Source organism: Autumnicola aciditolerans (assembly GCF_041679265.1).
Taxonomy (GTDB): domain Bacteria; phylum Bacteroidota; class Bacteroidia; order Flavobacteriales; family Flavobacteriaceae; genus Autumnicola.
This window is the reverse complement of sequence record NZ_JBGFSM010000012.1, coordinates 61390-81884: the sequence shown is the minus strand read 5'-3', so window position 1 is coordinate 81884 and position 20495 is coordinate 61390. Positions and strand designations below refer to the sequence as shown.

The 20495-nt window shown below is 40.6% G+C and carries 22 protein-coding genes; 19 read left to right on the top strand and 3 right to left on the bottom strand.

All coding sequences use genetic code 11. From position 1 onward, the window contains the following. Window positions 1-237: 237 nt before the first annotated feature. The 15 genes from AB8M93_RS13505 (at window position 238) to AB8M93_RS13435 (ending at window position 13988) form a co-directional block, all read left to right on the top strand. Window positions 238-2547, top strand: a complete 2310-nt coding sequence (locus AB8M93_RS13505; RefSeq protein ID WP_373058542.1) for a putative monovalent cation/H+ antiporter subunit A — start codon at window positions 238-240, stop codon at window positions 2545-2547. Window positions 2548-2563: 16 nt separating this feature from the next. Continuing rightward, a complete protein-coding gene (locus AB8M93_RS13500) occupies window positions 2564-2977 on the top strand; it encodes a Na+/H+ antiporter subunit B (protein ID WP_373058540.1) in 414 nt (137 codons plus the stop codon). A gap of 3 nt (window positions 2978-2980) precedes the next feature. Continuing rightward, window positions 2981-3334 (top strand): Na+/H+ antiporter subunit C, encoded by a 354-nt coding sequence (locus tag AB8M93_RS13495; protein ID WP_373058538.1) that lies wholly within the window; start codon window positions 2981-2983, stop codon window positions 3332-3334. Further along, the gene (locus AB8M93_RS13490; RefSeq protein ID WP_373058536.1) at window positions 3331-4845 is read left to right on the top strand and encodes a proton-conducting transporter transmembrane domain-containing protein; all 1515 of its coding nucleotides are present in this window, start codon (window positions 3331-3333) and stop codon (window positions 4843-4845) included. Before AB8M93_RS13495 ends, AB8M93_RS13490 begins: the two co-directional genes overlap by 4 nt. An 11-nt stretch (window positions 4846-4856) precedes the next feature. Beyond that, window positions 4857-5333, top strand: coding sequence for a Na+/H+ antiporter subunit E (locus tag AB8M93_RS13485; protein ID WP_373058534.1), 477 nt, complete (start codon window positions 4857-4859; stop codon window positions 5331-5333). Beyond that, complete coding sequence (locus AB8M93_RS13480; protein ID WP_311534749.1) at window positions 5330-5602, top strand: cation:proton antiporter; 273 nt, start codon at window positions 5330-5332, stop codon at window positions 5600-5602. Before AB8M93_RS13485 ends, AB8M93_RS13480 begins: the two co-directional genes overlap by 4 nt. Then, window positions 5599-6003: a monovalent cation/H(+) antiporter subunit G gene (gene mnhG, locus AB8M93_RS13475; protein WP_373058532.1), complete on the top strand. Its 405-nt coding sequence runs from the start codon at window positions 5599-5601 to the stop codon at window positions 6001-6003. Before AB8M93_RS13480 ends, mnhG begins: the two co-directional genes overlap by 4 nt. A gap of 175 nt (window positions 6004-6178) precedes the next feature. Then, window positions 6179-7321: an aminotransferase class I/II-fold pyridoxal phosphate-dependent enzyme gene (locus tag AB8M93_RS13470; protein WP_373058530.1), complete on the top strand. Its 1143-nt coding sequence runs from the start codon at window positions 6179-6181 to the stop codon at window positions 7319-7321. 2 nt (window positions 7322-7323) lie between these two features. Continuing rightward, a complete protein-coding gene (gene bioD / locus AB8M93_RS13465; RefSeq protein WP_373058528.1) occupies window positions 7324-7947 on the top strand; it encodes a dethiobiotin synthase in 624 nt (207 codons plus the stop codon). A 74-nt stretch (window positions 7948-8021) separates the two neighbouring features. Further along, window positions 8022-9317, top strand: a complete 1296-nt coding sequence (bioA, locus tag AB8M93_RS13460; protein WP_373058526.1) for an adenosylmethionine--8-amino-7-oxononanoate transaminase — start codon at window positions 8022-8024, stop codon at window positions 9315-9317. An 83-nt stretch (window positions 9318-9400) separates the two neighbouring features. Further along, complete coding sequence (locus tag AB8M93_RS13455; protein WP_373058524.1) at window positions 9401-9988, top strand: SET domain-containing protein; 588 nt, start codon at window positions 9401-9403, stop codon at window positions 9986-9988. An 88-nt stretch (window positions 9989-10076) separates the two neighbouring features. Further along, window positions 10077-11234 (top strand): beta-ketoacyl synthase N-terminal-like domain-containing protein, encoded by a 1158-nt coding sequence (locus AB8M93_RS13450; protein ID WP_373058522.1) that lies wholly within the window; start codon window positions 10077-10079, stop codon window positions 11232-11234. Between the two features lie 65 nt (window positions 11235-11299). Continuing rightward, a complete protein-coding gene (gene bioB / locus AB8M93_RS13445) occupies window positions 11300-12391 on the top strand; it encodes a biotin synthase BioB (protein ID WP_373058520.1) in 1092 nt (363 codons plus the stop codon). 155 nt (window positions 12392-12546) lie between these two features. Continuing rightward, window positions 12547-13428 carry a cupin-like domain-containing protein gene (locus AB8M93_RS13440; protein ID WP_373058636.1) on the top strand — a complete coding sequence of 294 codons (882 nt, stop codon included), beginning with the start codon at window positions 12547-12549 and terminating at the stop codon, window positions 13426-13428. A 146-nt stretch (window positions 13429-13574) separates the two neighbouring features. Continuing rightward, entirely contained in the window at window positions 13575-13988 is a 414-nt protein-coding gene (locus tag AB8M93_RS13435; RefSeq protein WP_373058518.1) for an ester cyclase, read from the top strand. A gap of 7 nt (window positions 13989-13995) precedes the next feature. Here the strand turns inward: AB8M93_RS13435 and AB8M93_RS13430 are convergent, their stop codons facing one another. The 3 genes from AB8M93_RS13430 to AB8M93_RS13420 form a co-directional block, all read right to left on the bottom strand. Continuing rightward, window positions 13996-14472 carry a regulatory protein RecX gene (locus AB8M93_RS13430; protein WP_373058516.1) on the bottom strand — a complete coding sequence of 159 codons (477 nt, stop codon included), beginning with the start codon at window positions 14470-14472 and terminating at the stop codon, window positions 13996-13998. Between the two features lie 159 nt (window positions 14473-14631). Further along, complete coding sequence (locus AB8M93_RS13425; RefSeq protein ID WP_373058514.1) at window positions 14632-16170, bottom strand: Rne/Rng family ribonuclease; 1539 nt, start codon at window positions 16168-16170, stop codon at window positions 14632-14634. Window positions 16171-16473: 303 nt separating this feature from the next. Continuing rightward, window positions 16474-16767 (bottom strand): HU family DNA-binding protein, encoded by a 294-nt coding sequence (locus tag AB8M93_RS13420; RefSeq protein ID WP_311483323.1) that lies wholly within the window; start codon window positions 16765-16767, stop codon window positions 16474-16476. Between the two features lie 138 nt (window positions 16768-16905). On the opposite strand from AB8M93_RS13420, the gene mutY reads away from it, so the two are divergent. From mutY to gldD, 4 genes are all read left to right on the top strand, one after another. Then, on the top strand, window positions 16906-17952 hold the full coding sequence (mutY, locus tag AB8M93_RS13415) for an A/G-specific adenine glycosylase (protein ID WP_373058512.1): 1047 nt from the start codon (window positions 16906-16908) through the stop codon (window positions 17950-17952). Window positions 17953-18118: 166 nt separating this feature from the next. After that, a complete protein-coding gene (locus AB8M93_RS13410) occupies window positions 18119-18589 on the top strand; it encodes a single-stranded DNA-binding protein (RefSeq protein ID WP_373058510.1) in 471 nt (156 codons plus the stop codon). A 22-nt stretch (window positions 18590-18611) separates the two neighbouring features. Then, window positions 18612-19934, top strand: a complete 1323-nt coding sequence (locus tag AB8M93_RS13405) for a gliding motility-associated protein GldE (RefSeq protein ID WP_373058508.1) — start codon at window positions 18612-18614, stop codon at window positions 19932-19934. Continuing rightward, window positions 19931-20491 carry a gliding motility lipoprotein GldD gene (gldD, locus tag AB8M93_RS13400; protein WP_373058506.1) on the top strand — a complete coding sequence of 187 codons (561 nt, stop codon included), beginning with the start codon at window positions 19931-19933 and terminating at the stop codon, window positions 20489-20491. Before AB8M93_RS13405 ends, gldD begins: the two co-directional genes overlap by 4 nt. The last annotated feature ends 4 nt before the right edge of the window (window positions 20492-20495 follow it).

The following is a 20495-nucleotide window of genomic DNA, read 5'->3' as shown; positions in this document are numbered from 1 at the left end:
AATTATTGATAATCGATAATTTCTTGCGTTAAATAATAGCTTAGGATTTTGCTCCTTATATCGGGATTTAAGGAACTTAGGTTTTTAAGAATTTGGCGGTTAATTAATCGTTTAGTAATTGCATTATAGGCTATTCTGTTTTTCTTGCATCTACAGCAGCAGATATGTGCAGCTTCAATTTCCAAAAACTTAAATATTCCTGTTATATTTGCCTAGACACGGAATTTTTTCGAAAATATGCTTATAGCAATACTTTTAGGGTTTTTATTTGCGGTCTTCCTGCTCTTTGCCGGGAGGTTCTTCAAAGGAAAATTCTCAGTTCTGGCCTCTCTTATCCCGCTGGGACTTTTTATTTATTTCTGCAGATTTATTCCTGAAGTTGGCAATGGGGAAGTAATTCGGCAATCTTACGAGTGGGTACCTTCCTTTGGGGTAAACCTAGGATTTACCTTAGATGGTCTTTCCCTGCTATTTTCCCTGATGATTACCGGGATTGGTTTCCTGGTGTTTGCCTATACCTCGTCTTATCTTAAGGGGCATGAATACCTGGACAGGTTCTACGGCTATCTCGCAGCCTTTATGGCCGCAATGCTGGGATTGGTACTTTCAGATAATATGATTTCGCTGTTCACCTTCTGGGAACTTACCAGCATTAGCTCCTTTTTCCTGATTGGCTTTAATAACACCAGCGAAGCCTCAAGAAAATCGGCTTTAACAGCATTGGGAATAACGGGAATTGGAGGTTTGTTCCTCCTGCTTGCCGGCCTTGTTTTGGGAAATATTACCGGTACTTACAGCATTACAGAAATGCTGAGCATGAAAGAAGCCATCGCCGGCCACGAATATTATATTCTTGCTGTTATATTCATTTTTATAGCGGCATTTACCAAATCTGCCCAGTTTCCATTCCACTTCTGGCTGCCCGGGGCGATGAAGGCTCCTACGCCGGTTTCTACCTACCTGCATTCTGCCACTATGGTAAAGGCAGGTATTTACTTATTGATGAGGCTTACTCCTGTTTTAGGAGGAGAAGAGATCTGGAATACCACTTTAATAATCGTAGGCGCGGTGACCATGGTGTATTCTGCCGTACATAGCCTGTTCAGGACAGATCTAAAAGGAATACTTGCGTATTCAACAATTTCTGCGCTGGGGATTCTGGTGTTTTTAATAGGAATGGGAACACGCGATACCTTTCTGGCGGCTGCCGTATTTATTATAGTACATGCGCTGTATAAAGCAACTTTGTTCCTGGTAACGGGCGTTATAGATCACGAAACAGGCACAAGAGATGTTACCGCGCTGGCGGGCCTTCGTAAAGTTTTAATGCCAGTGGCCATTGCGGGATTTTTCGCAGCGATATCGAGTGCGGGAATCCCACCGAGTATAGGGTTTTTAGGAAAGGAGCTTACCTATGAAGGTACGCTGCATCCCGAAGTTTTCAATATTATTCTTGTTGTTTCTATAGTTACTACCAAAATACTATTACTGTGGGCAGGTTTTGTGGCGGGAATAAGTCCGTTTAAAGGAAAGCTGCCGGAACGTTTTCAGAAAATCCATATGCCTCCTTTGCTAATGTGGTTACCACCTTTATTGCTGGCAATATTGGGAATGGCTTTTGGGATTTTTCCCGCGCTCATTCAGGATAACATTATAAAGCCTGTGGTTACCGCATTGGGACAGAATCCCGAAGAAATTCACCTTGCCCTTTGGCATGGGTTTAACACTGCATTTATCCTTAGCCTTATTACTATTGTAGTGGGTACGATCCTGTATTTTGTTGTAAAACCTTCAGAGAAACTGGTGGGCTTTATTTCTAAATTTAATCCTGCAGCTCCCAAAACGATCCTGGAAGCCGGGAACAGAGGTTTTGTAAGTTTTTCAACTTACTGGACAAGATTATTTCAGAATGGGTATTTAAGAAATTATGTTTCCACGATTATTGTCTTTCTGGTAGTGCTGGTGGGATATACCATGATTGGAAATACAAAACTGGAGCTGGATTACTCCTCTCTCAGCAAACTTTCTATATATGAAATTGTAGCTACCGTAATTTTAATTGTCGGGGTTTTTTATACCGTTTTTACCGGTTCAAGGCTGGCGGCAGTAGCGGCAATGGGAGTGATAGGTCTGGCCATTTGCCTGATATTTGTCTTTTACAGCGCGCCAGACCTGGCCATGACGCAGTTTTCTATTGATACCCTTACGGTAATTTTATTTGTGCTGGTATTGTATAAACTGCCCAGATATCTCACACTTTCTGATTATAAGATGCGGATTAAAGACGGGATCATTTCCTGTGCCTTCGGACTTATTGTGGGAATTTTGGCTTTGGAAGTACTTTCTGAACCGGTACATAATGAAATTGGGGATTTTTACGCCAAAAATGCCTATATCATGGCGCATGGTAAAAACGTGGTGAATGTGATATTAGTAGATTTTAGGGGAGCAGATACAATGATAGAAATTTCTGTACTGGCCATATCGGCAATTGGGGTATTTGGATTGTTGAAGCTCAGGCTTAAAAGTTCAGATAGAATAAAATAAATTGGGGAGATAGCGCATGAAAACTTTAATATTAAGAACAGCATCTAATTACCTTTTGCCGGTGCTTTTGCTGTTCTCTATTTTTATTTTGCTAAGGGGCCACTATTTACCGGGCGGTGGTTTTGTTGGCGGCCTTATTGCAGCCATAGCTTTTGTTTTGCATTCTTTTGCCAACGGCCTTAAGAATACCAAAGATTTGCTTAAAATCCATCCCGGATTTCTAATGCCCACCGGCCTGGCCGTTTCCTTTTTAAGCGGAATGGCACCCGTGCTTTTTGCAGACATGCCTTTTATGACGGGCCTTTGGATGCATGGGCATATCCCGGTGCTCGGCTCTGTGGGTTCTGCCATGTTTTTTGATATTGGTGTTTACCTGGTGGTAGTTGGCGTAACCTTAACGATAATTTTCACAATTACAGAATCGGCTTAATCAATGGAAATACTTTTAGCTTTAATGATAGGTATTCTATACGCCGCGGGCATTTATATGATTTTGCGCCGCAGCCTGGTGAAGCTAATCATTGGAATTATACTTATAGGAAACGGGGCGAATTTGCTCATCTTCCTCCTTGGAAGGATCACCAAAGGGGCACCGCCAATTATCCCGGAAACTTCTGAAGTTTTTCTGGATGCCTATGCAGATCCTGTTCCACAGGCATTAATTTTAACGGCGATTGTTATAAGCTTCGGCCTTCAGTCTTTTGCCATTATCCTGGTAAGAAGGGCGCACAAAGTGGTGAAGACCGATGATTTAGATGAAATGAACGCAACCGACGAAGATTCATGACACAGCAAATAATTATATATCCTCTTTTTTTGCAAATTCTGCTTGCCATTATCCTGATGTTTTTTTGGAACAGGATTAATGCGCAACGCATTATCAGTATCCTTGGGAGTAGCGTAAATCTGGCGCTTACCATTTATATTTTTTCTGAAATCTGGCAGAACGGAATTTATTCGGTACAGGCAGGAAACTGGGATGCACCCTTTGGGATCACCTTTGCTGCAGATACCTTTTCAGCAACCCTGGTATTGCTCACTGCAATCTCCGGCCTTGCGGTTTCTGTTTTCTCCTCGGGCTCTGTAATCCCGGACAGGTTGCGGTTTGGCTATTTTCCCATATTTCATTTTTTATTGCTCGGGCTTAACGGGGCATTTTTAACAGGGGATATTTTTAACCTTTATGTTTGGTTTGAAATTATCATCATTAGTTCTTTTGTGCTAATCACCATTGGCGGCGAAAAAGCTCAGCTGGAAGGTGCTGTAAAATATTTTACGCTTAATATTCTTGCATCCATCATATTTCTTACGGCCATAGCCGTGCTGTACGGATTAACCGGAAGCCTGAACATGGCCGATCTTGCAGGGAAGGTAGCCGCAGTGCAAAACCGTGGCCTGGTTGAGGTAACCGCAATTTTGTTCCTGATAGGATTTGGGATTAAAGCCGCGGTTTTTCCACTTTATTTCTGGCTGCCCGCATCCTACCATACCCCGCCCTCTGCCGTGTCCTCTATTTTTGGAGGGTTGCTTACTAAAGTTGGGGTGTACGCGCTAATACGCGTTTTTACACTGATTTTTGTGGGCGATGTTTTCCTGGACCAGATCCTTATTGCCGTGGCAATTTTCACCTTAATTAGTGGAGGTTTAGGGGCGCTGGTACAAAATAATGTAAGAAAGCTTTTCTCCTATCTAATTATCTGCCATATTGGATATATGATTGCGGGGCTTGGAATGTTTACCGAGGTAGCCGTGGCCGGGGCGGTTTTTTATCTTATACACGATATTGTGGTAAAGACAAATTTATTTATGCTTAGCGGAATCCTTTATAAAATTAAAGCTTCTAATAGTATGAAAGTTTTAGGAGGGTTTTATGCACAGTATCCAAAATTAAGTTTACTGCTGTTTATTCCATTATTTTCCCTGGTTGGAATTCCCCCACTTTCAGGATTTTGGCCCAAGATTTCTTTAATCCAGGCAGGATTTACGGGAGAAAACTACTGGACAATAGCTGCAATCATTTTTGCCAGTTTTATTACCTTGGTGATTATCGCGAAATTGTGGGCCGAGGTGTTCTGGAAAACAGCTGTAGAGCGCCCAAGGCATTCCAGCTTTGAATATTTTAGCGATATAAGTACCCTTAGAAAAGTGCAGTTTATTGCCCCTGTCATTTTTTTAAGCCTTGTCTCCTTATATATTGGTTTTGGAGCAGAACACATCCAGCTGCTGTCTTCCAGGATTGCAGATGAGTTAATAAACAGCAATCAATATATAGATGCCGTCCTGCATGGCGGGATGTAAATAATTGAAGAATGAAGAACAGGTTTGTATCAAATTTACTGCTCACCCTGGTTTGGGTGGCGTTAACGGGAAATTTTAATTTCGCCAATTACCTGTTTGGCTTTGTGCTTAGTTTTATTATACTTAGGGTAATTACGAGAGGCTCAGGTACCGCGAAATATTTTACCATTGTTCCACGGATTATTGTTTTTATTTTATACTTCTTTTATGAATTAATAAAGGCAAACCTGCAGGTGGCATACGAGGTAATTACCCCTCATTATAGAATGAAACCAGGGATTGTTAAAATTCCGCTGGACGTAAAATCCAATATTGGGATAACTTTGCTGGCAAACTTAATCTCTCTAACACCGGGGACGCTAAGCCTTGATGTTTCGAATGACAGGAAGGTACTTTACGTGCATGCCATGTATATAAATGACCGGCAGGAGTTTATTGACAGCATAAAAAATGGTTTTGAAAAACGGATTTTGGAAATTTTAAGATGACGCTAAACGAATATTTATATTACATCATTTTACCTGTTTTAATGGTGGCGATAATTCTCATTGTTTATCGCTTTTTAAAAGGGCCCAATATTGCAGACAAGGTTATTGCGCTGGATCTTTTAATTACCACCGGTATAGGGATCATAAGTGTTTACAGCATCCTCTCTGGGAAATCAGCACTTTTAGATGTAGCCATGATCCTGGCATTAATTGCCTTTTTAAGCACAGTGGCCTTATCTTATTATTTAGAAAAAAGAAATAGAAAATGAGTTCTACTATAATTGCCATAATTGTAACTTTTGGAGCACTGTTCGTGTTGCTTGCCGCCGTGGGGCTGGTAAGAATGCCAGATACTTACCTGCGTATTTCTGTAACCACCAAAGCAGCCACGCTTGGGGTGGGACTGCTTTTAATAGCCGTAGCCCTTCATTTTAACGACCTCTCTACCACTTCCAGGTCACAGGTGATTGTGATCTTCATTTTTCTAACCGCGCCTGTTAGTGCACACTTAATTGGCAGGGCCTCATATTTTATAGGAATAAAACTGTGGAAAAACTCGGTAATGGATGATCTTAGGGGGAAATATCAAAAAAATTCACATGTATTAAAAAGCGAGATCGATGATACTCCTGAAGATAATATTGATCATACCAAAATGGAGGACAAGTAGTATATCTTTTCTTTTTCCGGAGAGTCTTATTATTTTCAGGCTATTCCCAATTTTTAAAACTCCCTTCAGGCCCGTTTCATGTCACTTTTGTCCGGCGCTTCTCAAAAGCCAACACCTTCTTTAAATTCCTGCCAATCCATATCTTCAGCATATTCAAAAGTTGTAATTTTGCGGTATGTCCCGGTTTCCTTCAAAATTAGCACATAGGCTTGAGAGCAGAAAAGAGCATTCGTCTTTTAGAGCCCTTATAAAAAAGCAGGATCTTATAGATTTTTCTTCCAATGACTATCTGGGATTTTCTTATTCTGAAGAAATTTTTAGGAAGGCGGCAGAAATTTTAAAACAAAATAACCTTGTTCAAAACGGGGCCACCGGTTCCCGGCTGCTTTCCGGAAATCATCTGCTGTATGAGCTAGCTGAAGATTTTTTGAAAAAATTTCATCATGCTGAAGCCGCACTGATTTTCAACTCCGGTTATGATGCCAATATTGGCTTTTTTTCGGCAGTGCCGCAACGAGGGGATGTGATATTTTATGATGAGCTGGTACATGCATCCATAAGGGACGGGATAAAAATGAGCAACGCCCGGTCTTTCAATTTTAGGCATAATGACCTGGAAAGTTTAAAAGCCAGGCTGAAAAAGGTAAAGCCCGATAATGGTGAAATTTATATAGTTACGGAATCCATTTTTTCTATGGATGGCGATGCACCCAATCTTGCCGCCCTGGCTGAATTTTCTTCGGAAAATAATCTTTTCCTTATCGTGGATGAAGCACATTCTACCGGTGTTTTTGGTGAAAATGGAGAAGGACTGTTGCAGCAGATGGCACTGGAAGAACAAATTTTTGCAAGAATACATACTTTTGGAAAGGCCATGGGCTGCCACGGTGCAGCAATTTTAGGCAGCAGGAAGTTAAAGGACTATCTCGTAAATTTTGCCCGCAGCTTTATTTTTACCACTGCCCTGCCGCCACATACGGTTGCCACTATTCTGGCTGCTTATCAATATCTGGACGAAGCCAAGCTTCAACTGAAGCAATTAAAAGGGAATATTAAATTTTTTAAAGAACAGGTAAAAAAGCACAATTTGGAAACATCATTTATAGCAAGTGACTCCGCAATCCAGTCTTGTGTTATCCCGGGCAATGCTGAAGTGAAAGCAGCTTCAGAAAAACTTCAGCAGGAAGGATTTTTCATAAAACCAATAATGTTCCCAACGGTGCCTGAAGGAAAGGAACGGCTGCGTATTTGCCTGCATTCATTTAATTCAGAAGAAGAAATAGAAAAGGTCCTGGAAATTTTATCGAATACTATTTAAACATGAAAAATAAATATTTTATTACCGGAATAGGAACTGAGGTAGGGAAAACCACAATTTCAGCCATTGTGACCGAAGCCCTGGAAGCCGATTACTGGAAGCCAATACAGGCGGGAGATTTGGCAAATTCCGATACTCATAAAATCGAAAAGCTTATCAGCAATAAAAAAACCGTTTTTCATCCTAATGCTTTTGCGCTTCATACGCCCATGAGCCCGCATGCCGCGGCCAAAATTGATAATGTTGAAGTTTCCGTAGCAAAAATTAAGGAACCTGAGACGGAAAACCACCTGGTGGTTGAAGGCGCGGGAGGGCTGCTGGTGCCCATTAATGATGAAGAAACCATTTTAGATTTAATCAAACCCGAATATAAAGTAATCCTGGTTTCCCGGCATTATCTTGGGAGCATTAATCATACACTTTTGAGCCTGGAAACCCTGAAGAGCCGGGGATTGGAATGCTTTGGGATAATTTTTAGCGGGGAAGAACATCCTTCTTCTGAAGAAATTATAAAGAAAATGGGTAAAGAGCCAATTTTGGGAAGAATTGAGCAGGAACCTTATTTTGATAAGAACGTGGTTTCAGAATATGCTGAAATTTTCAGGAGCAAACTTCAAATTTCCTAGAAGGCTTATTCTTAATTAAAAAAGGCCTCAAAGCTTTCTATATGATGTGTGGCCTAACAGGTAAAAGAAAATAAATGTCAGATTTTAAACAAAGTACCCAGCAGCAAACCCTTTCAGAAAGGGATAAAAAACACCTTTGGCACCCGCTTACCCAGCACAAAATTTCTCCGGAGATGCTGGCGATTACTAAAGCCAAAGGAGCGGTTTTGTATGGTGAGGACGGCAGGGAATATATAGACGGGATTGCCTCCTGGTACACCTGTATTTACGGGCATTGTAATGAATATATCACCACAAAGGTTGCGGAACAAATGAAAACGCTGGACCAGGTGGTGTTTAGCGGATTTACCCATGGGCCTGCGGTGGAACTTTCAGAAGCTTTAATGCAGATTTTGCCTAAGAACCAGCAGAAGTTGTTTTTTAATGATAACGGTTCCACGGCAACCGAAATTGGGATAAAAATGGCCTTGCAATACCACCACAACCTGGGAAATGATCGCAAGGTGATGCTGGCTTTTGAAGAAGGCTTCCACGGCGACACATTTGGCGCCATGTCTGTCTCGGGCCTTTCGGTGTATAATGGCGCGTTCGAAGATCATTTTATTGCCGTGGTGCGTATTCCCGTGCCTACGGGAGAAAATAACGCGGAAGTTATCCGGAAATTAAAAAAGCTGATATCAGATTACAAAATTGCCGGTTTTATCTACGAACCTTTGGTGCAGGGAGCGGCGGCCATGAAAATGCATGATGCCGAAGGCCTGGAGCGTATTCTCGAAATCTGTAAGGAAAATGAAATTATTTGCGTGGCAGATGAGGTAATGACCGGCTTTGGCAAAACCGGTAAATATTTCGCTTCAGATTACCTGGAAACCAAGCCTGATATTATTTGCATGTCCAAAGCCCTTACTGCCGGTTTGCTGCCAATGGGCTTAACTTCCTGTACTCAAAAAATTTACGATGCTTTTTATTCAGACGATATTGGGAAAGGCCTTTTTCATGGGCACACTTATTCGGCCAACCCTTTGGCATGTGCAGCGGCTTTGGCTGGAGTGCACTTATTGCTTTCCGAAGAAATACAGGCAGATATAAAGAGAATTACCAACTCTCACCGGGATTTTCACGATAAGATAAAAAATCATCCAAAGGTCACCAATACGAGACAGCTGGGAGTAATCTATGCTTTTGATCTTAATGTTGAAATGGAACGTTACGGCAACATAAGAAATAAGCTGTTTAAGCATTTTATGGATAGTGGAATTTTTCTTCGCCCGCTGGGAAATACCATCTACATCCTGCCGCCTTTTATAACTACAGATAAAGAGCTGGAGAAAATATATAGCAGTATAGAAGCTGCACTTGAAAAGTTTTAGCTGAAAATTTAACGTTCGGGATTGAAAATTCTTTGCGTTCGCATTTATTTATTTGCGACTTTTAAAAGAAAAATCCTGAAATTATGATGCACCCGGACACGGAAATCCGTTTTATAAGTGAAGAAATTGGTTATGGAGTAGTGGCTTTAAAACGCCTTCCAAAAGGCACCATTACCTGGGTACAGGATGAGCTGGACCAGATTTATACCCCGGCAGAGGTGGAGAAAATGAGTGAATTTGCCAAACAGATGATAGACAAATACACCTTTAGGAACAATAAGGGAAATTTTGTCCTGTGTTGGGATACTTCAAAATATGTCAATCACAGTTTTCGCTCCAACTGCCTTTCCACGGCTTATGATTTTGAAATTGCCGTGCGCGATATACAGGAAGGAGAAGAGCTTACCGATGATTACGGATATTTAAATGTAACCGAAGCTTTTGAGGCTAAGGATGAGCATACCGAAAGAAAAGTGGTTTATCCCAACGACCTGGAAAAATTTCATCCGCAGTGGGATGAGCAGCTGCAGGAAGCTTTTGAGCATATTAAGAACGTAAGCCAGCCTCTGCAATCTTTGATTTCTGCGGAAGTGCAGCAGGAGATAGAAATGGTACTGGAAGGCCGGAAAGAAATGAAATCTATTCTACATTGTTACTATAATGAAGATTAGCCGCCTGTAATTATTTCTTATTAAAATTTATTGGCTAAAATTTAGCAGAAGCTTCAGCAGGGCTTATTTTTGCTGAAAAATTACCGCTTTGAAAAATCCTGTTTCCATTACTTCCATCGGTTCGGTTTCTGCATTGGGGGAAACTTCAGAAGAAATATGGCAAAATTACCTACGCCCTGAACACTGCCTAAAAAAAGGAAATTTTGAAAGAAATGAAGCCTACGCGGGTTTCCTTCCGCAGAAATCAAAAGATGAAGTTGAGAGGTTAAGGACTGAAAATGCTAATTTTAGGTATGTGGATGACTCGGTATTATTCGCAATTTTCGCTGCAAGGCAGGCGGTGAAGAAAGCCGGCTGGCAAAACGATAAAAATATAGGGATTAATATTGGCAGTTCCCGTGGTGCCACCGGGTTGTTTGAAAAATACCATGCATCTTTTCTTGAAAATGGCAAAGCTGAAACCCTTGCTTCCCCAACCACCACTTTAGGAAATATTTCTTCCTGGGTGGGGCAGGACCTGGAGGCTAGCGGCCCGCAATTTTCCCACAGTGTCACCTGTTCTACCGGGCTCCACGCTGTATTAAACGGGATTGCGTGGATGCATGCCGGGTTTACGGAAAAATTTTTGGTGGGCGGTAGCGAAGCCCCTCTTACTCCTTTCACGATCTCACAAATGCAGGCCATGAAGATTTATGCTTCAGAAGATCTGGATTATCCCTGCCAGGCCCTTAATATGGAGAAATCCAGAAATTCCATGGTTCTTGGGGAAGGAGCCGGCATTATATGTATGGAATCCGGGGGAGCTGAAAATGCTATTGCTAAAATTGCAGGAATAGGTTACGCGACTGAAAAGCTGAAGCATAGCGTATCTATTTCTGTGGAAGGGGAATGTCTTCAGAAGTCAATGAAAATGGCCCTTGAAAATAGAGATCCGGAACAAATTGATGTTGTGGTTACTCATGCTCCGGGAACTATAAAGGGAGATTTAGCTGAAGTTAATGCTGTAAAGGCAGTATTTGGTGATAAAATTCCCGCGATTACTTCGAATAAATGGAAGCTTGGCCATACCTTTGGCGCTTCTGGAGTCTTGAGTATGGAGCTTGCTGTTTTAATGCTTCAGAACCAGCAGTTTATTCCTGTGCCTTTTTCAAATTTCAGTAAAAATCCGCAAAAACTGGAACATATTCTGGTAAATGCGGTGGGATTTGGAGGCAATGCTGTTTCTGTTTTACTTAGTAAAGCTTAAAATCTTTGCCGGGGAAGGCTTATTAAACTTCAGTTTTAGTTATTTTTGAATACAAATTAAATTTCATGGCTACAAAACACAACTGGACCAAGGAAGAAATTCTAGATATTTATAACAAACCTTTAATGGAACTGCTTTATGAAGCAGCCACCATTCACAGGCAGCATCACGATCCAAATACCGTACAGGTTTCCACACTTTTATCAATTAAAACGGGAGGTTGTCCCGAAGATTGCGGCTACTGCCCACAGGCCGCCAGGTATCACACCAATCTTGAAGGGAATGACCTTATGAGTGTAAACCAGGTAAAAGCACAGGCCTTAAGAGCAAAAGCGGCGGGCAGTTCCCGTGTTTGTATGGGAGCCGCCTGGAGAAATGTTAAAGACGGGGAAGAGTTTGACAATGTTCTTGAAATGGTACGTACCATAAACAAACTGGAGATGGAAGTTTGTTGTACCCTGGGAATGCTTACAGAAAACCAGGCCCAGCGATTAGCTGAAGCCGGTTTATACGCTTATAATCATAACCTGGACACATCAGAAGAATATTATAAGGAAGTGATTTCCACCAGGGGTTACGAAGACAGGTTAAAAACCATAGATAATGTGCGTAAAACCAATGTTACCGTTTGTAGCGGAGGGATTATAGGAATGGGGGAAAGTGCCAACGACCGTGCGGGCATGCTGGTGGCCCTCTCAACACTCAATCCGCAGCCGGAATCTGTGCCAATAAATGCGCTGGTGCCGGTAGAAGGAACACCAATGGAGGAGCAGGAGCCTGTTTCTATCTGGGAAATGGTAAGGATGGTGGCTACGGCAAGGATTGTGATGCCAGAAACGCAGGTAAGGCTATCTGCCGGTAGGACTCAAATGAGCAGGGAAGGGCAGGCCATGTGCTTTTTTGCCGGGGCAAATTCAATTTTTGCCGGGGATAAACTATTAACCACGCCAAATCCCGATGTAAACGAGGATATGGAAATGTTCAGGGCGCTTGGTTTAAATCCGCAGAAAGCTTTTGAGAAAAAGGAGCAGCCACAAAGTATAGATGCAGAAAATTCCCAATTTCGCCCAATGGGTGAAAAACCAAAATGGTCCAGGCCGGGGCACGTAATCGATAGAAACCTTCAGGCCCAGCAAAAACTAAAAAGTAAAGCGTAATTTTTTGTTGCAGGATGTATACCATATCCCGCTTAAGATGGGCAAAAATAGGCATTAGCTTTTCTGGAAAAGCAAAAAATCCGGGGCGTGCAAGGGGATCAAATTTATAATTGAGCAAGCTGTATAACATAAAGAAGTGGAGAAACTGAATGAGGATGAAGGATGAAGGTCTTAAATTAAAGCAAATACCCAGGGAGGAACGAATTTCCAAATCAGATTTTTTGGAAAAATACGTGAGGCCGCAAAAGCCTGTGGTTATAGAACATCTTATAGAAGACTGGCCGGCATATAAGAGGTGGAACCTCGATTACATTGAAGAAGTTGCAGGAGAAAAGGTGGTACCTTTATATGATGACCGCCCCATTTCTTCAAAATTTAAATTTAACGAGCCCCATACTAAGATGAAGATGTCTGAGTATATAGCGCTTTTAATAACCCGTCCCACCAATTATCGTATTTTTTTATACCATATGCTTAAAGAGGTGCCAAAACTTCAGCAGGATTTTGATTTTCCAGATCTAGGGCTGCGGTTTTTAAAGCAGTTGCCCACCCTTTTTTTTGGAGGCGAAAATTCAAAGGTTTTTATGCACTATGATATTGATTTTGCCAATATCCTTCATTTTCATTTCCACGGAAAAAAACAGTGCATTTTATATCCACCTTCAGAAAGCCGGTACCTCTACAAGGTGCCTCACGCTTTAATTTCAAGAGAAGATATAGATTATACAAACCCAGATCTTGATAAATTCCCGGCCCTTAAAAAGGCACAGGGTTACGTAACCGAATTAAATCATGGAGAAACACTATATATGCCTGAAGGTTACTGGCATCAAATGACTTACCTAACAGCCGGTTTCTCCATGAGTCTACGCGCCACCCCCAGAACGGTGACTAATTTTTCCAAAGCTGTCTATAATCTTATTTTTATGAGGAATTTTGACAATTATATGAGAAAATGGAGGGGGCAAAAATGGATAGATTATAAAAATGAGCAGGCGGTAAAAAGAACTCACCGTAAAAATAACATAGAAGGCTAAATAGGATTTCATGCAGGGTTATATGCTATTTACCTCCTAAACGCCTGTTAAGCATTGTTAATCATTGCCAATTCTTCCAAAAGAATTTTTTTTGCGCTTAATCTTTTAAGAACTTAAGGAATAGATAAACTTAAAAAATAAAAGTTATGAGCAAAGAGAAGAATAAAGAAGTTCAACAAAAATTTGGTGAGGCCATAAATACCGGAAATCTTGAAAAAATAAGGGATTTAGTGGCTGATGATGTAAAAGAACATGATCCGGCTCCTAACCAGGGTCCGGGACCACAGGGGTACATAGATTTTTTTAGCATGATGAGAAATGCTTTTCCAGATATGAAAGTAGAAGTGGAACAACTGGTGGCCGATGAAGATAATGTGGCTTTTGCTTATACACTTACGGGAACACATAAAGGCGATTTCATGGGAGTGGCCGCAACAGGAAAACCTATAAAGGCCAGGGGAATGCAAATTAGCCGTTTTGAGGATGGAAAAATGGTGGAAAGATGGGGCAGCAGTGATGAGTTGGGAATTCTGAAACAAATAGGAGTAAAGCCCGTCTAGTAGCCTTTTAAAAAAAACTGTTGGAGACCTCGTATACCAGCTGAGCTTCATAGCCCCGGCGGAGAAGATAATCTGCTAATTTTTTCTTCTTTTTGTAAACATCAGCTTCATGAATAAGGTTTAATTTTTTCTCTGCGATTTCCTGCAGAGTTTGATAATATTCGTCCTCATCAATTTCGGTGAGGGCGATTTTTATTATAGGGGAAGAAATTTCCCTTAGCTTAAGTTCCTGCTTAATTTTAATCCTGCCCCATTTTTTTATTCTGAATTTCCCGCGCACATAAGCCCTGGCAAAGCGTTCTTCATTTAAAAAGTCCTCCTGCATTAGCTTAAAGATAATCTGCTCCTGCGCCGCGGGAATCATATTCATTTCTTTTAGCTTTTCTTCCACTTCTTTATGGGAACGGTCGCGGTAGGCGCAAAACTGCATCAGCTTCATGGTAGCTTCCTTTACGGTGTAGGATTTATGGGTGTTGTTGTTCAAAGTTTTAAGGTTGCAAAGTTTGAAAGTTTAAAGGTAAAAGAATTGTGTTTTTTACCTTTATGTCTTTCAGCAAAAAATTTCAGAAGGAAATAAACTGGTGTGGCAAATGATATAAAACAAAAAAACGCCTCCCGAATTAACGAAAGGCGTTTTTCAATTTTATATAATTACTTTCCCGTCTTTATCGTGAAAGTGGTATTCTAAATACGTGTAAGCGTCTCTAGGTAATATTTTCACCCAACGTTTATGGTCCATAAACCATTGCGATCGGGGAGATGGAAAACCTTTAGTTAAAAAGGCTGCAATAAAGGGGTGCGCACTAAGAGTAATTTTTTTATGATTTTTCTTAAGTAACTTCTCAAAGTCGGCCTTGATCTTGTTTATTAAAATAATTGGTGCCTCAATTTCACCGCTTCCGTTCGGGTTAATCTCACGGGTTTTAATATTCATTTCAGGCCTTACGCGCTGTCTTGTAATTTGTATCAATCCAAATTTACTTGGTGGCAATATTTTATGTTTTGCCCTGTCATCACTCATTTCTTTTCGCAGGTGGTCAAAGAGTTTTTTTCTGTTCTCGGCTTTACCCATATCGATAAAGTCAATAACAATAATGCCACCCATATCGCGAAGTCTTAACTGGCGGGCTATTTCAGTGGCACTAATCATATTCACCTCGAGTGCGGTATCTTCCTGGTTTTTGGATTTGTTGGACCGGTTGCCACTGTTTACGTCTATAACATGCATGGCTTCGGTATGTTCTATTACCAGATAGGCGCCTTTACTCATGGAGACGGTGCGCCCAAAAGAAGTTTTTATTTGTCTTTCGATACCGTATTTTTCAAAGATTGGTACATTGGATTGGTACAATTTTACTATTGATTCTTTTTCTGGGGCGATCTCGCCCACATAGTCTTTAATTTGTGTGTATAATGCCTCTTCATCTACCACTATAGAAGTAAAGGTGTCGTTAAAAATATCTCTTAACAGGGAAGATGCCCTGTTAAGCTCACCCAATACCTTGGAAGGGTGATGGGGCTTATACAATTTTTTACACATTGCCGTCCAGCGACCCATTAAATTTTGGAGGTCTCTGTCCAGTTCTGCTACTTTTTTGCCTTCGGCTACGGTTCTTACAATAATCCCAAAACCTTTGGGTTTTATGCTTTTTACTAATCTCTTAAGACGTTCCTTTTCTTCCTTGCTCTCAATCTTCTGAGAGACCGAAATGCGGTTGGAAAATGGGACCAGTACAATGTACCGGCCGGGGAGGGACAGCTCAGAGCTTATCCGGGGTCCTTTTGTAGAGATTGGTTCTTTTACAACCTGAACCAGTATCGATTGATTAGATTTTAAAACATCGGCAATACTGCCGTTTTTGTCTATATCTTTTTCAAAAGTAAAATTCTTTAGAGAATAATCTTTTAATTTACCTGTGCTTACACGTTTTATGAACTTCAGCAAAGAAGAAATTTGAGGACCCAGGTCATGATAATGTAAAAAACCATCTTTTTCATAACCTACATTTACAAATGCGGCATTTAACCCGGGGACAGACTTTCTAATTTTAGCGATAAATATATCGCCAACATTAAATTTGTTGTCATCTTCTTCCTTGTTGAGCTCAATAAGTTTTCCATCTTTTGTTAAGGCAAAATCTACAGCAGAGGATTCGGACCTAATAATTAATTCTTTGTCCACTCTTTTAGATTTTAATCTATATCTGCCTATGGCAGACACAGATGGATTAAACATTATTTTCTCACAGGGTTTTCAATCCTGAAGAAACTCTAACCTTTAAAAGGTTTAAGTTTCGATTTCAATGAACGTTTTTAACTAAAAAAAGTAGTGCGAGACTACTTTTTCTTGTGACGGTTAGCTCTTCTTCTTTTTTTACGCTTGTGCGTGGCTACCTTATGTCTTTTTCTTTTTTTACCACTTGGCATAGTGTTGTTTTTTTAATTAGTACTTTTTCTTATAAGGAACTGTTTAAAAACAGCGCTGTTATTCTTTTACTTCAACATTACTCTTAACCCCTTCTACAAAGATTTTTGCAGGCTTAAAGGCAGGAATATTATGAGCCGGGATCTTAATAGTAGTGTTTTTGGAAATATTTCTTCCGGTTTTCTCAGCCCTGGTTTTTACTACAAAGCTTCCAAAACCTCTCAAATATACATTGTCTCCACTTTCCAATGAAGTTTTAACTTCTTCCATAAAGGATTCAATAGTAGCCTGAACATCACCTTTTTCCATTCCTAGTTTTTCTGAAATGTTTGCTACGATATCTGCTTTCGTCATTTTCGATCTATTTAATTATAAATGGGGTTTAAATTTTCAAGGGTGCAAATATAAGAATTATATCTTCAATATTTCAAGCCTAATTCATTAAATAATAAAGGAATAAACATTTATAATTGCAATTCCATAATTAAGCCTATGAATTTCTCGAAAAAGCTGGTGAACTGGTATATTAATAACAGGAGAGAATTGCCCTGGAGGCAAACCAGTGATCCTTATAAAATATGGCTAAGCGAGATCATGTTGCAGCAAACCCGGGTAGCACAGGGCATGCCTTATTATTACCGTTTTGTTGAAACATTTCCCACTGTTTTTCATCTTGCGGAAGCTTCGCAGCAGCAGGTTCTTAAGCTATGGCAGGGATTAGGATACTATTCCCGCGCCCGGAACCTGCATGAAACGGCAAGGTACGTGGCAGGAGAGTTAAAGGGTGTTTTTCCTGAAAATTATAAAGCTTTATTAAAGCTTAAGGGAATTGGCGATTACACGGCCAGTGCAATTTCTTCTATTTGTTTTAATGAACCGGTAGCGGTTGTAGATGGAAATGTTTACAGAGTACTGTCGCGTTATTTTGATATAGATACTCCCATTAATACTCCTGAGGGAATTAAAGAATTTAAAAATCTGGCTGCAAAATTGTTAGATCATCAGGATCCTTCTACCTATAATCAGGCGTTAATGGAATTTGGTGCCCTCCAATGTAAACCAAAAAATCCGCTATGTGAAAGTTGCCCATTGAATGATGGATGCCTTGCACTTCAGCAAAAAAAGGTTTCAGAATTGCCGGTTAAGCTGAAAAAGGGGAAAATAAAGAAGCGCTTTTTCAACTATCTTGTTTTTCAGGCTGAAGATAACTCAACGCTGCTCAACCAGCGAACGGGCAGCGGAATATGGAATGGCTTGTATGAATTTCCGCTTATTGAAACTCAAAAGCAATTATCTGCAGCAGAATTTTTATCCTCAAAGGAAGTAGATGAAATTGTGGGAAAGAACAGTAAAGTTCAGCTCTATAATGAAAAACCTGTAGTGCATAAATTATCCCATCAACACATCTACGCCCGCTTTTGGTTGGTAGAAACGCAGGAACTGCCGCAGGAAGCGGTTCCCATGGAAAAAATTGAAGATTATCCCGTGCCGGTGCTTATCCAGAATTTTTTAAATGAATACGAACCTTCAGATTATTAGCTATTACTATTGAAATTTATGTTGATAAGATTATTAAGGCGACTAAATTTTCAGTATTTTACATGATAATGTTTAGGTTTTACAAGAATGTAATTTTCCTGAAGTGAATAATTTTTAGCTTTGCGAAATAAATTCAGTAAAACAGGCAAAGAAAACACATAGAAAGATGACAGGAACACTTAACAAAGTAATGCTCATTGGGCACACGGGAGATGATGTAAAACTGCATTATTTTGAAGGTGGCGGCGTAATTGGCCGTTTTCCACTGGCTACCAATGAGAGCTATACCAACCGTACCACCGGGGAAAGGGTAAATAATACCGAATGGCACAATATAGTAGTGAGAAATAAAGCTGCTGAAGTTTGTGAGAAGTACCTCAAAAAAGGGGATAAAGTTTACATTGAAGGCCGCATTAAAACCCGCAAATGGCAGGACGACCAGGGAAATGAAAGGTACTCGACTGAAGTGCAATGTACCGAATTTACTTTTCTTACCCCTAAAGGAGAAAGTGGTTCTGATTCTTCTTCTCAGAATACACAGGCTTATGGTGCGGGAAGCCAGTCAAAAAATGATACCTTTGCAAATCAAAATCAACCGATTGGACAAAACGAAGAAGAAGACGATTTGCCATTCTAGAGTTTAACTAAAATTTTCGCCTTTGGATCCGGAACCTCCCAGTTTGTTTTTATTTTGGGCCGCTTTCAATTTCACCCAGGTAATAAGTCTTATTATCTTGTTGCTCCTCCTGTTTTGCTCTGCACTCATCTCGGGAGCTGAGGTTGCTTTCTTTTCTCTTACCCCTGCAAATTTTATAACCGAGGACGGGAAAAGAACAAAAACCCAGGAAATAGTCATCAGGCTTTTGGACAAACCCAAAAAGCTGCTGGCCACGATACTTGTGGCCAATAACTTCATCAATATTGCCATTGTCCTGCTTTTCGATTCCCTGGCCGATGCGCTTTTTGGTGGGATGGATACCGTAATTTGGGGCATCGATTTTCGCTTCGTACTGGAAGTTGGGGTGGCTACTTTTCTTATCCTGCTATTTGGTGAAATTCTTCCTAAAGTTTATGCAAGCAGGAACAACGTCCGGTTTTCTAATTTTATGGCTTATCCACTAAACGTGCTGGATACTGTTTTATCGCCCTTAAGCACTCCCATGCGTGAAGCCACGCTGTACATTCAGGAGAAATTTGGAAAAAAGAAATCCTATATTAGTATAGATCATTTGTCCCAGGCACTGGAACTAACCAGCGAAGAAGATACTTCTAAAGAAGAACAGAAGATCCTCCAGGGCATTGTCTCCTTTGGCAATACCGATACCAAGCAGGTAATGCGCCCTAGAATGGATATTTTTGCCCTCAATGAAGCCGATGCCTATCAGGAAATTATTCCTGCCATCATAGAAAACGGATATTCAAGAATTCCTGTTTATAAAGAGAACATAGACAATGTTTCGGGCATCCTGTATGTAAAAGATTTGCTGCCTTACCTGGAAGAAAAAACATTTGAGTGGACCAGCCTTTTACGCGAGCCGTATTTTGTTCCAGAAAATAAAAAACTGGACGATTTGCTTAACGATTTCCAGAGCAAAAGAAATCACCTGGCCATTGTGGTAGATGAATACGGAGGGACCAGCGGGCTTATTTCACTCGAGGATATCATTGAAGAAATAGTAGGGGATATTAGTGATGAGTTTGATGATGAAGACCTTATTTTCTCAAAACTGGATGAAAACAACTTTATTTTTGAAGGCAAAACTCCGCTGAAAGATTTCTATAAAATCATAAAACTGGAAGATCCTTCTTCTTTTGAAGAGCAAAAAGGAGAAGCCGAAACCCTGGCAGGATTCCTGCTGGAGATTTCAGGCGGATTTCCGAAAAGAAATGACATCATCAATTTTCTAAACTATAGTTTTAAAGTGGAGGTGATTGATGATCGCCGTATTAAACAAATTAAATTGAGCATCGCGCCGGTATGAAGCTGAAAATTGTATTTTTTGTCCTTTCCTTTTTATTTTTTGCCTGTGCAGATAATCCCCAGCCAAAACCTAAAGCTTTTCTGGCTTTAAAATATCCTGAAGCAGATTATTCCCGTGTAGATATTGGCTGCCCTTATTCTTTTGATAAAAATGAGCTCGCCACTATTTCCCCTTCTTTAACCAAAACGCCCTGCTGGATAAACCTGGATTACGATTTATTGAACGGGTCTATTTATTTAACCTATCAGCAGGTGCATAATAATCTGGATTCTTTGCTGCGGGACGCCCAAAAATTGCCATTGCAGCACACCATTAAGGCCGATGCGATTGAGGGGGATATTTATACCAATGATGTGCGCAACACCTACGGGATGTTCTATGAAATCTCTGGAGATGCCGCTTCCCAGGCGCAGTTCTATCTCACCGATAGTACGGAGCATTTTCTTACCGGTTCGGTTTATTTCAATAGTCTGCCAAATTATGACTCTATAATTCCCGCGGCGGACTATTTAAAAAAGGATATGCGCCATCTCATGGAAAGCCTAAAATGGGAATAAGCCA

Excerpts from the sequence above, each read along its gene's own strand:
- AB8M93_RS13505 (WP_373058542.1), top strand. The coding sequence starts at position 238 with ATGCTTATAGCAATACTTTTAGGGTTTTTATTTGCGGTCTTCCTGCTC.
- AB8M93_RS13490 (WP_373058536.1), top strand. The coding sequence starts at position 3,331 with ATGACACAGCAAATAATTATATATCCTCTTTTTTTGCAAATTCTGCTT.
- AB8M93_RS13495 (WP_373058538.1), top strand. The coding sequence starts at position 2,981 with ATGGAAATACTTTTAGCTTTAATGATAGGTATTCTATACGCCGCGGGC.
- bioD (WP_373058528.1), top strand. The coding sequence starts at position 7,324 with ATGAAAAATAAATATTTTATTACCGGAATAGGAACTGAGGTAGGGAAA.
- gldD (WP_373058506.1), top strand. The coding sequence starts at position 19,931 with ATGAAGCTGAAAATTGTATTTTTTGTCCTTTCCTTTTTATTTTTTGCC.
- AB8M93_RS13410 (WP_373058510.1), top strand. The coding sequence starts at position 18,119 with ATGACAGGAACACTTAACAAAGTAATGCTCATTGGGCACACGGGAGAT.
- AB8M93_RS13440 (WP_373058636.1), top strand. The coding sequence starts at position 12,547 with ATGAAGGATGAAGGTCTTAAATTAAAGCAAATACCCAGGGAGGAACGA.
- bioB (WP_373058520.1), top strand. The coding sequence starts at position 11,300 with ATGGCTACAAAACACAACTGGACCAAGGAAGAAATTCTAGATATTTAT.
- AB8M93_RS13485 (WP_373058534.1), top strand. The coding sequence starts at position 4,857 with ATGAAGAACAGGTTTGTATCAAATTTACTGCTCACCCTGGTTTGGGTG.
- AB8M93_RS13455 (WP_373058524.1), top strand. The coding sequence starts at position 9,401 with ATGATGCACCCGGACACGGAAATCCGTTTTATAAGTGAAGAAATTGGT.
- mnhG (WP_373058532.1), top strand. The coding sequence starts at position 5,599 with ATGAGTTCTACTATAATTGCCATAATTGTAACTTTTGGAGCACTGTTC.
- AB8M93_RS13470 (WP_373058530.1), top strand. The coding sequence starts at position 6,179 with ATGTCCCGGTTTCCTTCAAAATTAGCACATAGGCTTGAGAGCAGAAAA.
- AB8M93_RS13435 (WP_373058518.1), top strand. The coding sequence starts at position 13,575 with ATGAGCAAAGAGAAGAATAAAGAAGTTCAACAAAAATTTGGTGAGGCC.
- mutY (WP_373058512.1), top strand. The coding sequence starts at position 16,906 with ATGAATTTCTCGAAAAAGCTGGTGAACTGGTATATTAATAACAGGAGA.
- AB8M93_RS13500 (WP_373058540.1), top strand. The coding sequence starts at position 2,564 with ATGAAAACTTTAATATTAAGAACAGCATCTAATTACCTTTTGCCGGTG.
- AB8M93_RS13480 (WP_311534749.1), top strand. The coding sequence starts at position 5,330 with ATGACGCTAAACGAATATTTATATTACATCATTTTACCTGTTTTAATG.
- bioA (WP_373058526.1), top strand. The coding sequence starts at position 8,022 with ATGTCAGATTTTAAACAAAGTACCCAGCAGCAAACCCTTTCAGAAAGG.
- AB8M93_RS13420 (WP_311483323.1), bottom strand. The coding sequence starts at position 16,767 with ATGACGAAAGCAGATATCGTAGCAAACATTTCAGAAAAACTAGGAATG.